Annotated in this window: 11 protein-coding genes; 6 read left to right on the top strand and 5 right to left on the bottom strand. The window is 71.2% G+C overall.

Translation table 11 applies throughout. The annotated features are described in order from the left end of the window. Positions 1-49 precede the first annotated feature (49 nt). The 3 genes from ABZV77_RS26045 to ABZV77_RS26035 all read left to right on the top strand — a co-directional run bounded on the left by ABZV77_RS26045 (position 50) and on the right by ABZV77_RS26035 (position 2,917). The gene (locus ABZV77_RS26045; RefSeq protein WP_356261338.1) at positions 50-928 is read left to right on the top strand and encodes an RNA polymerase sigma factor SigF; all 879 of its coding nucleotides are present in this window, start codon (positions 50-52) and stop codon (positions 926-928) included. Between the two features lie 244 nt (positions 929-1,172). After that, positions 1,173-2,036, top strand: a complete 864-nt coding sequence (locus ABZV77_RS26040) for an RNA polymerase sigma factor SigF (protein WP_356261335.1) — start codon at positions 1,173-1,175, stop codon at positions 2,034-2,036. A 98-nt stretch (positions 2,037-2,134) separates the two neighbouring features. Beyond that, positions 2,135-2,917 (top strand): hypothetical protein, encoded by a 783-nt coding sequence (locus ABZV77_RS26035; protein WP_356261333.1) that lies wholly within the window; start codon positions 2,135-2,137, stop codon positions 2,915-2,917. Between the two features lie 199 nt (positions 2,918-3,116). Here ABZV77_RS26035 and ABZV77_RS26030 read toward each other — a convergent pair whose 3' ends face one another. After that, entirely contained in the window at positions 3,117-3,320 is a 204-nt protein-coding gene (locus ABZV77_RS26030) for a hypothetical protein (protein WP_356261330.1), read from the bottom strand. A 174-nt stretch (positions 3,321-3,494) separates the two neighbouring features. Between ABZV77_RS26030 and ABZV77_RS26025 the strand changes: the two genes are divergently transcribed. The 3 genes from ABZV77_RS26025 to ABZV77_RS26015 all read left to right on the top strand — a co-directional run bounded on the left by ABZV77_RS26025 (position 3,495) and on the right by ABZV77_RS26015 (position 7,596). Further along, entirely contained in the window at positions 3,495-3,989 is a 495-nt protein-coding gene (locus ABZV77_RS26025; protein ID WP_356261327.1) for a MarR family transcriptional regulator, read from the top strand. Between the two features lie 13 nt (positions 3,990-4,002). Continuing rightward, positions 4,003-6,567, top strand: coding sequence for an MFS transporter (locus ABZV77_RS26020; protein ID WP_356261326.1), 2,565 nt, complete (start codon positions 4,003-4,005; stop codon positions 6,565-6,567). Positions 6,568-6,768: 201 nt separating this feature from the next. Further along, a complete protein-coding gene (locus tag ABZV77_RS26015) occupies positions 6,769-7,596 on the top strand; it encodes a YceI family protein (RefSeq protein ID WP_356261323.1) in 828 nt (275 codons plus the stop codon). Here ABZV77_RS26015 and ABZV77_RS26010 read toward each other — a convergent pair. The 4 genes from ABZV77_RS26010 to ABZV77_RS25995 all read right to left on the bottom strand — a co-directional run bounded on the left by ABZV77_RS26010 (position 7,593) and on the right by ABZV77_RS25995 (position 13,570). Continuing rightward, positions 7,593-8,369, bottom strand: coding sequence for a TetR/AcrR family transcriptional regulator (locus ABZV77_RS26010; protein WP_356261320.1), 777 nt, complete (start codon positions 8,367-8,369; stop codon positions 7,593-7,595). The two genes, ABZV77_RS26015 and ABZV77_RS26010, sit on opposite strands and share 4 nt — an antisense overlap. Positions 8,370-8,485: 116 nt before the next feature. Then, positions 8,486-9,988, bottom strand: a complete 1,503-nt coding sequence (locus ABZV77_RS26005) for a DHA2 family efflux MFS transporter permease subunit (protein ID WP_356261317.1) — start codon at positions 9,986-9,988, stop codon at positions 8,486-8,488. A gap of 103 nt (positions 9,989-10,091) precedes the next feature. Beyond that, positions 10,092-12,254: a glycosyltransferase family 39 protein gene (locus ABZV77_RS26000; protein ID WP_356261314.1), complete on the bottom strand. Its 2,163-nt coding sequence runs from the start codon at positions 12,252-12,254 to the stop codon at positions 10,092-10,094. Beyond that, the gene (locus tag ABZV77_RS25995; protein ID WP_356261311.1) at positions 12,251-13,570 is read right to left on the bottom strand and encodes a bifunctional glycosyltransferase family 2/GtrA family protein; all 1,320 of its coding nucleotides are present in this window, start codon (positions 13,568-13,570) and stop codon (positions 12,251-12,253) included. Before ABZV77_RS25995 ends, ABZV77_RS26000 begins: the two co-directional genes overlap by 4 nt. Between the last annotated feature and the right edge of the window lie 10 nt (positions 13,571-13,580).

The raw sequence follows: 13,580 nt of genomic DNA, 5'->3' as shown, positions 1-13,580 counted from the left end.
AGCTTGACTGTGCCTGACAGTGCCTGTCTGAGAAGGGGTGGCGTTGACCGTGCCGGCCAGTACTGCGCCCGAGGCTCCTCCCGCGGAGGCCCCCTCCGCGAAGGCTCCGCCCGCCACGACCCCGACCATGACCCCGCCACCCAAGACCGTGGGCACGGGAAGCACCCGCGGCGCCGACACCCGCGCCCTCACCCAGGTGCTCTTCGGCCAGCTCAAGGACCTTGAGCCGGGCAGCCGCGAGCACGGCCGGGTGCGCGGTGCGCTCATCGAGGCCAACCTGCCTCTCGTGCGGTACGCCGCCGCGCGCTTCCGCAGCCGCAACGAACCGATGGAGGACGTCGTCCAGGTCGGCACGATCGGCCTGATCAACGCCATCGACCGGTTCGACCCCGAGCGCGGCGTGCAGTTCCCGACCTTCGCGATGCCGACCGTCGTCGGGGAGATCAAGCGGTACTTCCGCGACAACGTCCGCACGGTCCACGTACCGCGGCGCCTGCACGAGCTGTGGGTGCAGGTGACCGGAGCGACCGAGGACCTCACCACCGCCTTCGGGCGCTCGCCGACCACCTCGGAGATCGCCGAGCGGCTGCGCATCACCGAGGACGAGGTGCTCGCCTGCATCGAGGCAGGGCGCTCGTACCACGCGACCTCGCTGGAAGCGGCCCAGGAGGGCGACGGACTGCCCGGCCTGCTCGACCGGCTCGGCTACGAGGACCCCGCACTCGACGGCGTCGAGCACCGCGACCTCGTACGCCACCTCCTGGTCCAACTGCCCGAGCGCGAGCAGCGGATCCTCCTCCTGCGCTACTACAGCAATCTGACGCAGTCACAGATCAGTGCCGAACTGGGCGTCTCCCAGATGCACGTGTCGCGATTGCTCGCCCGGAGCTTCGCACGCCTTCGGTCCGCAAATCGGATCGAGGCGTAACCGTATCGAGTGGAGTGCCGTCGGCGCTGTTCCCGACGGCACTCTTTGCTGAAAAGCCCCAGACCCCCTCTTTCCTGCACGGATGTCACCCTTGTTTGTCGACAAGTAACTACAGCGTGTTGCCGACATGTGACATTCTGCTGGAACCGCGTTTGCCGTAGCCCCACCTCCGGTATTCAGGTGGAGGCTGCGTTCCTCCGACGGGAGCGCTCGCCGCGACCGTCCGCGACCTCAAGGGGGTGGCATGTCCGCAGACCAGGGCAGCTCGAAGGTGCTCACGCTCACGCTCGTCAAGAGCCCGAGCGAATCCGCGCCCGACGCGCTTCAAAGCTCAACAGCCTCGGAAGCCATCGACACCAGGACCCTGTCCCGCTCCCTCTTCCTGCGGCTCGCCGCGCTCGACCAGGACAGCCCGGAGCGCATGTATGTGCGCGACACACTCATCGAACTCAACCTCCCGCTCGTGCGGTACGCGGCGGCACGCTTCCGCAGTCGCAACGAACCGATGGAGGACATCGTCCAGGTCGGCACGATCGGCCTGATCAAGGCCATCGACCGTTTCGACTGCGAACGCGGCGTGGAATTCCCGACGTTCGCGATGCCGACCGTCGTCGGGGAGATCAAGCGCTTCTTCCGGGACACCAGTTGGTCGGTGCGCGTGCCGCGCCGACTGCAGGAGCTGCGGCTCGCGCTCACGAAGACCAGCGACGAGCTCGCCCAGCGGCTCGACCGCTCACCGACCGTGCCCGAGCTCGCCGCCGCGCTCGGCGTCTCGGAGGAGGACGTCGTCGACGGCCTCGCGGTGGGGAACGCGTACACGGCCTCCTCACTCGACTCCCCGACCCCCGAGGACGACGGCGGCGAGGGCTCCCTCGCCGACCGCCTCGGGTACGAGGACACGGCGCTGGAGGGCGTGGAGTACCGCGAGTCCCTCAAGCCGCTGCTCGCCAAGCTGCCGCCGCGCGAGCGCCGCATCATCATGCTGCGCTTCTTCGCCAACATGACGCAGTCGCAGATCGGCGAGGAGGTCGGCATCTCCCAGATGCACGTCTCCCGGCTGCTGACCCGGACGCTCGCGCAGCTCCGCGAGGGGCTCATCTCGGACTGACGGCGCGGGCAGGCGACGCCGACGCACAGCCGCACGGTCGCGTGGCCGGTGTTGCTGACGGGGTTCCTAATTGACGACCCGTCAGCGACACTGGCGCGATGCGACGTGGCGTACGGAACGTGCTCGGTGCGAGTGCCGCCGCGCTCTGCCTCGGCGGGCTGCTGTCCGCCTGCGGCAACAGCGGCGGCGGCGGTTACGTGGCGACAGGCGCGGCCGGAGCCGCGCCCGAGCGGGCCCCCGGGAAGACCGTGGGGCCGAGCGGCGACGTGAAGCTGGTGCCGCTCGACAAGGGCGGCGACGGCGCGAGTCCCTCCGGCAAGGGCGACAGCGCTTCCGGGGCACCCTCGGGCGACTCGTCCTCCTCGGCCGCGTCGCGCGGCGCGGGCGGCTCGGAGGGGAAGTCGCCCGCCGCGGACGGGAGTTCCGGGTCCTCGGCGCCGTCCGGCGACGGCTCCTCTTCGGGCGACGGTCCGGACTCCGGGCGTACGGACGGCGGCTCAGGCAGCCCCTCGGCCCCCGGAACGGGCAGCCCGGGCACTCAGGACCCGAAGCCGGACCCGAAGCCGCCGAGCGGCCCCGCCGCACTCTCCGTCGGCGACCCCGAGCGGAAGCCCGCGGACAAACGCTGGTGCGAGAAAGTGACCGTCGCCTTCCGCAACACCGGCGGCTCACCGGTGCGTTCGGGCACGGTCACCTTCGGGACGCACATCATCGGCGCACTCGGCGTCGACTGGGCCACGATCGAGTCGACCGTGAAGCTCCCCGCGCCGCTCGCCCCCGGCCAGAAGAAGGAGAAAACCTGGCCGGTATGCGTCGACGCGTGGCGGGTTCCGCTCGGCATGCACGTGGAGACGCGGGACGTCGCGGTGAAGTGGCGGTAGCGGAGGGACTGCCGCCGGGGGCCGGTTTCGTCTGCGGCTGCGTCGTGGTCGCTCGCGCAGTTCCCCGCGCCCCTGACCAGAGCCCCGCTCGGCCCCACCAAAAGTCCAGGCCCACCCCGGACCACCTAGGGGCGCGGGGAACTGCGCGACCAGCCCCCACAGACCCGCAGACGAAGCCGCCCTCCGCGCAGCGAAACCGCTAGGCCAGCGCCAGCCAGGCCACGCCCGCCACGACGGCGATCGCGAGGATCACGCCGATGATCAGGCCCACGCGCGGGCCGGAAGAGGAAGCCGCCGCCTGCTGCTGGCGGCCCTGCGGCGCCTCGTCGACGAAGGCGCGGAACATCTGCGTGTTACCGGCGGGGTCGGGGTTGCCCTGATTGCCCTGGGGGTTGTGTGCCATGGAGCAGGACCCTAGCGAATCCACCGCCATCGGCCCAACCCCCTCTGGCCAGGGACTTTACAAGCGGGGTCCCAGAGCTTTGCCGACTCTTTAGTCCGCCCGCCCCGTTTTAGTTTGCCTGCGGCAACCAACTGCTTCTATCGTTGCCCTAAGCAACAAAAAATTGGAGGTGCCGTGGCCGCGCAGCGTCAGTACGAGGAGCTGGCCCGACAGCTCAGCGCCATCGGTGCCGTGAAGCGTGGTCTCGGACGGGGCCTGCCGCACGACTGCCCCGCCGGATCCGCCGCCGTACTCATTCTGCTCGACCGTCACGGTGCGATGCGGATGAGCAGGCTCGCGGAGCTGCTCGCCGTCGACACGTCGGTGACCAGCCGCCACGTCGCCCATGTCGCGGAGAAGGAGTGGATCGTCCGCGATCCCGACCCCGCCGACAAGCGCTCCCGGATCCTGCGGCTCACGCCCGAGGGCAAGGCCAAGGTGGACGAGCTCTCCGAGCTCTCCATCCGGACGCTCACCCACTACCTGCACGACTGGAGCGACGACGAGGTCGTCCAGCTCAGCACGTTGCTGGCGCGCCTGCGCGACAGCTTCGGGGACTGCCGGGCGGCTCCCGCCCGGCTGGCCCACGACGTGCAGACCACGTCCGGGACCACCCGTACACCCGCGTAAGAAAAGGAAGTCCATGGCAACAACCACACCAGCCGGTGTGCGGGGCAGCCACGCCAAGCACGGAGCTCACCACGGTCACAACGGTGAGAACGCTCCGATGACGCACCGGCAGATCATGGAAGCACTGTCCGGGCTGCTGCTCGGCATGTTCGTGGCGATCCTGTCGTCGACGATCGTCTCCAACGCCCTGCCCGAAATCATCGGCGACCTCGGCGGCGGCCAGTCCGCCTACACCTGGGTCGTCACCGCGTCGCTGCTCGCGATGACCGCGACGACGCCGCTGTGGGGCAAGCTCTCGGACCTCTTCAGCAAGAAGGCCCTGGTCCAGATAGCCCTGGTCATCTACGTCGGCGGCTCGGTCGTCGCCGGTCTCTCGCAGAGCGCAGGGATGCTGATCGCCTGCCGCGTTGTGCAGGGCATCGGCGTGGGCGGTCTCTCCGCCCTGGCGCAGATCGTCATGGCCGCGATGATCTCCCCGCGCGAGCGCGGGCGTTACTCCGGCTACCTCGGCGCGACCTTCGCCGTCGCCACCGTCGGCGGTCCGCTGCTCGGCGGTGTCATCACCGACACCTCGTGGCTCGGCTGGCGCTGGTGCTTCTACGTCGGCGTGCCCTTCGCGATCATCGCGCTCATCGTCCTGCAGAAGACCCTGAAGCTCCCCGTCGTCAAGCGTGACGTCAAGGTCGACTGGGCCGGTGCCTTCTTCATCAGCGCCGCCGTCTGCCTGCTGCTCGTCTGGGTCACCTTCGCCGGTGACAAGTACGACTGGATGTCGTGGCAGACCGGCGCCATGGTCGGCGGTTCGGTGCTGCTCGCGCTGATCTTCGTGTTCGTCGAGTCCAGGGCGGCCGAGCCGATCATCCCGCTGCGGCTCTTCCGCAACCCCACCATCACGCTCGCCTCGCTCGCCTCGCTCTTCGTGGGTGTCGCGATGTTCGCGGGCACGGTCTTCTTCAGCCAGTACTTCCAGCTGGCGCGGGGCGAGTCCCCGACGATGTCCGGCGTCATGACCATCCCGATGATCGGTGGTCTGTTCGTCTCCTCCACCGTGTCCGGTCAGGTCATCACCAAGACGGGCAAGTGGAAGGCCTGGCTGGTCGCGGGCGGTCTGCTGGTCACCGCGGGTCTCGGTCTGCTCGGCACCATCCGGTACGACACCGAGTACTGGCACATCGCGATCTTCATGGCCCTGATGGGTCTCGGCATCGGCATGATGATGCAGAACCTCGTGCTCTGCACGCAGAACCAGGTCGCTCCCGAGGACCTCGGCTCCGCCAGCTCCACCGTCACCTTCTTCCGCTCCCTCGGCGGTGCGATGGGTGTCTCGGCGCTCGGCGCGATCATGGCCACGCGGATCACCGACTACGTCAAGGACGGCATCACCGACCTCGGCCCCAAGGCCGCGGCGCAGTTCGGCCACGGCGGCACCGGTGGCGGCGGCATCCCGGACCTCGACAAGATCCCGGAGCCGTTCCGCACGGTCATGGAGAGCGCGTACGGACACGGCATCGCCGATGTCTTCCTCATCGCCGCTCCGATGGCGCTGATCGCCTTCCTGCTGACGCTGTTCATCAAGGAGGTCCCGCTGCGGACGTCGGGCGCCCTGGCCCAGGCCGCCGCGCAGACCGCGGACAGCCCGGCTCCGGCCGACACCGCGGTCGCGACCGACACCACGACCACCACGGCCGCCACCGCCGAGCAGCCCGTGCTCGCCTCCGTCGCCACGGGGGCCGAGACCGGCCCGGAGGGCACCCAGCGGCTCGCCGCCGTGGCGTCCGCCGCGCAGCCCGGCGCCGGTGAGCTGCCGCCGGTCACGGGTGGCATTCCGGTACGCGGCTTCGTCCGCGGCGCCGAGAGCGCGCCCGTCCCGCAGGCCGCCGTCACGCTGATCTCCCTCGGGGGACGGCAGCTCGGCCGCTCGGTCGCCCAGGGCGACGGCTCCTACGCCGTCGACGCCCCGGGTGCGGGTTCGTACGTGCTCATCGCGTCGGCCGACGGGTTCCAGCCGCAGGCCTCCACGGTCGTCGTGGGCGAGGACGCCCTCGCGTACGACATCCTGCTCAGCGGCACCAGCGGGCTCAGCGGTCTGGTGCGGGACGCGGACAGCAAGCTGCCCGTCGGCGGCGCGATGGTCATCGTGACCGACGTGCGCGGTGACGTCCTCGCCACCGGACTCTCCGGTGACCAGGGCGAGTTCACCTTCGCCGAGCTGGTCCCCGGCACCGTCACCATCGCGGTGAACGCCGCCGGACACCGGCCGCTCGCGCTCCCCGTCGAGGTCGGCGGCACCGGGGTCACCCGGGTCGAGGTCGAGCTCAACTCCGGCGCGCAGGTGCTCGGCACCGTGCGAGCGGGCGGCAAGGCCCTGAACGACGCCCGCGTCACCCTGGTGGACGCCGCGGGCAACGTCGTCGCCACCGCGACCACCGGGACGGACGGGGCGTACGCCTTCACCGACCTGGACAGCGGCGACTACACGGTCATCGCGACCGGCTACCCGCCGGTGGCCACGGGCCTGACGGTGGCCGGCAGCGGCATCGACGGCCACGACATCGAGCTCGCCCACCCGGGCGAGTGACCGGCCCCGGTCCGAGGCCGCGCCCCGAGCGGAGGCGCGGCCCCGGGCCGGTTGCGGAAAGGGCCCCCGGGCCGGCGGTGGCATTCATGGCAGGGGACGGCCAGTCACCGCCGGGCCGGGGGTCGTCTGCTTTGTTAAGCGTGAACTGAGCTTGGACTTTGGGGCTTTCCGCAGCGGAAGGCCCGGCAAGGAGTAAACGGGATGGCACTGAACGCTCGGATCCGGACGCGTGACGGATGGGCCGTGCCCCACGCCGTCGTCACGGTGACGGACATGACCGGGACGCAGGTACTGCGGGCCGACGCGGACGACGAAGGCGTCGTACGGGACGGGACCGCCCTCGCGGCCGGGCCCTACACCGTCATCGTCACCGCCGTCGGATACGCGCCCGTCGCGTCCACCGCGCTCGTCACGGCGAGCGGGCGGGCGGAGGTCGGCAACGTGGTCCTCGCCCGGCAGGGCGGCACCGAGCTGCCCCCGCCCGGCCCGTGGACCATCGACCCGGCCCACTCGACCGTGGGCGCGGTCGCCCAGCACCTCGGGATCACCAGCGTGCACGGGCGGTTCACCGAGTTCGGCGGCCGGATCGAGATCGCCGGGGCCACCGAGGACATCGAGAAGTCGCGGGTCGAGGCGGTCATCAGGTCGGCCTCGATCGACACGGGCAACGGCATGCGGGACGGGCACCTGAAGTCGGCGGACTTCCTGGACGTCGAGCAGTACCCGGAGATCACGTACCGGTCCAGCGGGCTGACGCCCGCGGGGACGGACCGGTGGACGGTCCACGGCGAGCTCGGCATGCACGGGGTCGTACGGCCGGTGGACCTGGACCTGAGCTACCTGGGGACCGGGGCGGACCCGTGGGGCGGCACGCGGGCGGCCTTCCGGGCCACGGCGGAGCTGCGGCGCGAGGACTTCGCGATGAACTACAACCAGGTGGTGCAGGCGGGCATCTCAGCGATCGGCACGACGCTGAAGGTGACGCTGGACATCCAGGCCGTGCAGGGAGAGGTCCTGCCGCAGGTTTAGGGGTTCTTGGCCAGGAGGGATTCGATGCCCGCGATCATCAGGTCCAGAGCGATCGTGAAGTCGCGGGCCCACATCTCCTCGACCGTGTCCCCGTCCCGCGCGGCCATCAGCTCGTCCGCACTCTCAAGCAGCCCGTGCGTGGCGAGCTCCTCGCGGACCGTGCCGACCGCCTCGCGGTAGTACGCCTCCTGGGTCATCCCCGCCTCCGCGCACCGCGCGCGATAGTGGCCCTCGATGGTCCCGAAGCCGTAGACGAACTGGAAGACCGCCGAGATCGCGCCGTTCTGCGTGTACGCGGGCAGCCCCGTGTTCCGTACCGCGTTCTGGATGGCGAGCGCGAAGGCCAGCCAGTTGGGGCCGATGTTGAGGAAGCGGCCGACCAGCGGTGACACCCAGGGGTGGCGGATCAGCGCCGCGCGGTACTCGTCGGCCAGGGCGCGGAGCTGGTCGCGCCACTCCTCGGGCGACGTCTCCGCGTCGGGGAGCCGCATCTCGCCGCAGACCGCGTCGAGGGCGAGCTCCAGGAGGTCGTCCTTGGTGTCCACGTACCAATAGACGGACATCGCCGTGACGTTCAGTTCACCGGCGAGCCTGCGCATGGAGAACTTGTCGAGGCCCTCCGCGTCCAGGAGCTGGACCGTGGCGCGTGTGATGCGGTCCCGGTCGAGGCCGCTCGGCTGGTCGACCTTGCGGCCGCCGCCGCGGGGCGCCTTGGCCTGCAGCCAGACACTCGTCCGCGCCGCGTTCTTCGTGCGGCCGGCTGCCTTCGCCATGGCGCACCTTCCTCGTCGGTCCTCGGGCCTGGAGAGGTTCTCGTCTCCGGGTGGTGGGGGAGGTGGATCATCGACCGATGATTAACAGGAGCCGGATGATCCGCCTCCCCCTGATGCTATGCCGCTGTCTTACCCACGGAGTCTGCCCGTTCCGCCCTGCGCAGCAACGCCGCCGCCAGGACACCTCCGACGAACACCGCCGCCGCGCCCACGAGCTGGCTCGTCTCCAGGCCGGAGGAGAACGCGTCGGCGATCCGTTCGCGTTCGCCCGTCGACTTCGCCGCGGCCATGGCGGCCGGGAACGACGCGGCGGAGACCGCGACGAGGGAGGCGAAGCGGGAGTTGAGCACCGCGCCGAGCACGGCGACGCCGAGGCCGTTGCCGAACTCCGCGAGCGTGCCGTTGATGCCCGCGCCCACGCCCGCCTTCTCCGGCGGGATGGCGCTCATGATGGCGTTGGCCATGGCGGGCATGGCGAGCGCGATGCCCGCGCCCATCACGATCAGGCCGAACAGCAGGCCGTTGTAGTTGTCGCCGCCCAGCAGCGCTATGGCCGCGAGGCCCGCCGCCAGCAGGCTCATGCCGGACGCGATCGTGACGGGCGTGCCCATCTTGGCGTGCAGCTTCGCGCCGACGCCCGCCAGGTTCAGGGCCACGATGGTCACCGCGAGCGGCGCCGTGCGCAGCCCCGCCTCCAACGGCTCGTACCCGAGCACGAACTGCAGGTGCTGGGTGAGGAGGAAGAGCGAGCCGCTCAGGCCGAAGGCGACCAGGATGGCGCCCGCCACGGCGCCGACGAAGCGCTGGTTGCGGAAGAAGTGCATGTCCAGCATGGGGTACGGAATGCGCAGCTCCCAGAACGCGAACGCACCGAGGACCAGCACGCCGATCGCCGCGGAGACCAGGACCTGGCCCGACGTCCAGCCGTGCTCGGGGCCGGAGATGATCGCGTAGACCACCGAGGCCATGCCGATCGTCGAGAGCAGCGCGCCGAGCAGGTCGGGGCGGTCGCCCTGCGGGTTCTTGGACTCCGGTACCAGCTTCAGGACCGCGACGAGGCCGAGCAGCGCCACGGGGATGTTGATCAGGAAGATCGAGCCCCACCAGAAGTGGTCGAGCATGAATCCGCCGAGCAGCGGACCTGCCGCGAACCCGAGGGAGTTGATGGTCGCCCAGAGGCCGATCGCCTTGACGCGCTCCGCGTCGTCGAAGATCTGCACGACCACCGCGAGCGTGGTGGTCATGAGGAGCGCGCCGCCGATGCCCATGCCCGCGCGGGCTGCGATGAGCTGTGTGGAGCTCTGTGCGAGGCCCGCGGCCAGCGAGCCGATGCCGAAGAGGGCGAGGCCCGCCGCGAGCATCTTCTTGCGGCCGTAGCGGTCGGCGGCGCTGCCCGCGGTGAGCAGCAGGCCGGACTGGACCAGCGAGTACGCGTTGATCATCCACTGGATGTCGGACGTGGACGCGTCCAGTTCCCGGGTGAGGGAGGGGATCGCGACGCTCAGGACGGTGTTGTCGAGCAGCACGGTGAGCTGGGCCAGGCAGATGACGCCGAGGATCAGCCAGCGCTGCGGGTGCCTCTGTGAGGCGGTGGGGGTCTCGGCAGTCGTTGCCGTCATTCAGCCCTCCCTTTCCGGGTTTCTGTTCTACGGTGTACGAGGCAAGCGTGCGACGTACACCGTAGAGCAGTTCCCGTACGCTGTACAAGGGATTTTGGCGGAACTACTTCTTCGGCTGTGTCAGGTCGTAGAACGTGGCGCTGCCCACCGTCACCTTCTTGTACGTGGACTGGACCCACGACGTGATCGAGGACGAGGTGCCGTTGCTGCCGCCGCCTCCGCCGCCCATGCCGCCCGCGATGAAGTAGTGGACCTTGCCGTCCGCCACGTACTTCTTGAACTGCGCGAGCGTCGGTGACGGGTCGCTGCCGTTGAAGCCGCCGATCGCCATCACCGGTTCGCCGGTGGCCAGTTGGTAGCTGGCGGCGTTCTGGGAGCCGATGGCCGCCGCGGCCCATGTGTAGTCGGCGGCGTCCGTCTCCAGGAGCTTCTTGGCCTTGGCGGAGACCTGGGCACCGTTCAGGAGGCCGCCCATGCCGCCCCCCTTGCCGCCGCGCATGCCGCCGCCCTGGGGGGCGGTGCCCTTCCCCTGCTGCCCGGGGGTGGTGCCGGGGCCGTTGCCCTGTCCCGTGCCACCAGGGACATTGCCCGGACCATTGCCCGGACCGTTGCCCGGAGGCTGTGCGGTGCCGCCGCCCGGCTGCCGCATCCCGCCACCGTCACCGCCCGGACCACCGGGGCCGCCCGGGCCGCCACCGCCCCGCGGCCCGCCCATGCCGCCCATGCCGCCCGCCGAAGCCGGACCCGCCGTCACGATCGAGCCCGTGTGCGCGCTGTCCACCGTCGACAAGGTGTACGCCACCGGGCCCGCCAGGGACGCCGCGAGGCCCAGGCCGACCGTGGCCAGCGCCAGACGGCGGCCGAGGCGGCCCACGGCCAGCAGGCCCACCGCCCCGACGAGGCCCCCGACGAGCACCGCCCAGCGCAGCCACGGCAGGTAGTCCGAGACCCTGCCCAGCAGCACGTACGCCCAGACCGCCGAGCCCGCGACCGTCACCCCGAGCGTCGCGCCCGCCCACCGCGAGGCGCGCTCCTCCCACAGGACCGTGGCGCCCATGCCGACGAGCGCGGCGATGTAGGGGGCCAGGGCCACCGTGTAGTACTGGTGGAAGATCCCCGCCATGAAGCTGAAGACCGCCGCGGTCGTCAGGAGCGAGGCGCCCCACGCCACGAACGCCGCCCGCGCGGTGTCCGTGCGGCGCGACTTGCGGGTGAGGACGAGGCCCGCCACGAGGAGGATCAGCGCGGCGGGCAGCAGCCAGGAGATCTGGCTGCCGATCTCGGAGTTGAACATCCGGCCGAGGCCGGTCTCGCCCCACTGACCGCCGCCGCCACCGCCACCACCGCCGCGGGGGCCGCCGCCGCCCACGCTGCCGGTCTCCTCGCCGTTGATGCGGCCGAGGCCGTTGTAGCCGAAGGTCAGCTCCAGGAAGGAGTTGTGCTGCGAGCCGCCGATGTAGGGGCGCGAGGACGCGGGCCACAGCTCGACGATCGCCACCCACCAGCCGCCCGCGACGAGCATCGCGCCCGCCGACGCCGCGAGCTGGCCGAAGCGCCTGCGCAGCCGCACCGGCGCGCACACCGCGTAGAGGACGGCGAGCGGCGGCAGGATCAGGAACGCCTGCAGCGTCTTGGTGAGGAAGGCGAGACCGACCGCGACGCCCGCCCACACCAGCCACTTGGTGCGGCCGTGCTCCAGGGCACGCAGGACGCAGTACACCGTGACCGTCATCAGGAGCGCGAGCAGCGCGTCCGGGTTGTTGAAGCGGAACATCAGCGCGGCGACGGGCGTCAGCGCGAGGACAGCGCCCGCGATCAGACCCGCGGCCGCGCTGAAGCGCCGCCGCACCGCCGCGTACAGCACGCCGACCGTGGCAACCCCCATCAGGACCTGGGGAACGAGCACCGCCCAGGAGTTGAGGCCGAAGAGGCGCACGGAGAGAGCCATCGGCCAGAGCGACGCCGGGGGCTTGTCGACGGTGATCGCGTTGCCCGCGTCGAGCGAGCCGAAGAAGAGGGCCTGCCAGCTCCGGCTGCCCGCCTGGACGGCCGCGGAGTAGAAGGAATTGGCGTAGCCGGACGCGCTGAGGTTCCAGAGGTAGAGGACCGCGGTGGCCAGCAGCAGGCCGAGGAGCGCGGGGCGCGCCCAGCGGGGGTCGTCGGGGCGGCCGCGCCACAGGCGGGCGGCCAGGGCGCCGGGACGCCGGTGCGCGGCCCCGTCCGGAGCCGCCCGAAGCGGCGCCGGTGTGGGGGAGGTGGTCGTCATCGTGCGTTCCTCGGGTCGGAGTTCTGGAAGTCGAGCGCGTGCGTGATGTCGTACGCGGGGACAGCGGCTGTGTCGGTACGGCGGTCCGGGAACACCCACGCCCGCAGCAGCAGGAACCGCAGCACCGTCGCCGCGAGGTTCGCCGCGATCAGGACCGCGAGCTCCGTGGAGTGCGCGGGGGCGCCCGATGCCGCGCCGAGCGCCGCGAGGGAGCCGCTGGTCAGGGCGAGGCCGATGCCGAAGACGACGAGGCCCTGCGCCTGGTGGCGGACCGCCCGGTCCCTGCCGCGCACCCCGAAGGTGAGCCTCCGGTTCGCCGCCGTGTTGGCCACCGCCGACACCAGGAGGGCGAGCGCGTTGGCCGCCTGCGACCCCGTGAACGTACGGAAGCCGCTGTAGAGGAGGAGGTAGAAGAGGGTCGAGAGGGCGCCGACCACGCAGAAGCCGACGAGCTGGCGGGCGAGGCCGCCGGGGACGCCGGTGAGCTGCCGGTCGCGCGGGTCGTCGCCGAAGGGGCGGACCAGCCGGTCCAGCGGCAGCGCGCCGACGGCGAGCGCGCGGCCCACCCGCCACACGCCCTTGAGGTCGTCCGTGGCCGTCCGCACCAGGTGGACCGTGGAGTCGGGATCGTCGACCCAGTCGACCGGCACCTCGTGGATGCGCAGCCCGGCGCGCTCGGCGAGGACGAGCATCTCGGTGTCGAAGAACCATCCCGTGTCCTCGACCAGCGGCAGCAGCACCCGCGCCACGTCGCCGCGGATCGCCTTGAACCCGCACTGGGCGTCGGAGAAGCGGGCGTGCAGGGAGCCGCGCAGGATGAGGTTGTACGCGCGGCTGATGAACTCCCGCTTGGGCCCGCGCACCACCCGCGAGCTGCGCGCGAGGCGCGAGCCGATCGCCAGGTCCGAGTGGCCGGAGATCAGCGGGGCGACCAGCGGGAGCAGCGCGTTCAGGTCGGTGGAGAGGTCGACGTCCATATAGGCGAGGACGGGTGCGTCGGAGGCGGACCAGACGGCGCGCAGCGCCCGGCCGCGGCCCTTCTGGTCGAGCCGGACGTGCCGGACCTCCCGCACGGAGCCGGTGAGTTCGGCGGCGACCTGTGGGGTGCGGTCCGTGGACGCGTTGTCCGCGACGGTGATGCGGAAGGGGTAGGGGAAGGTGCGGGTGAGGTGGTCGTGCAGGCGCAGGACGCACGGCCCGAGGTCCTTCTCCTCGTTGAAGACCGGGATCACGACGTCCAGGACGGGCACGTCGCGCCAGGTGGCGGGGAGGTGGTCCCGTGACGGCAGGACGTCCGAGGAAGAGTCGGTTCGCATGCGGCCGACA

The sequence above is a fragment of the Streptomyces sp. NPDC004732 genome, from assembly GCF_040609235.1.
Lineage (GTDB): Bacteria > Actinomycetota > Actinomycetes > Streptomycetales > Streptomycetaceae > Streptomyces.
Note: the sequence above shows the minus strand (reverse complement) of the source record. Positions and strands in the feature narration are given on the sequence as shown.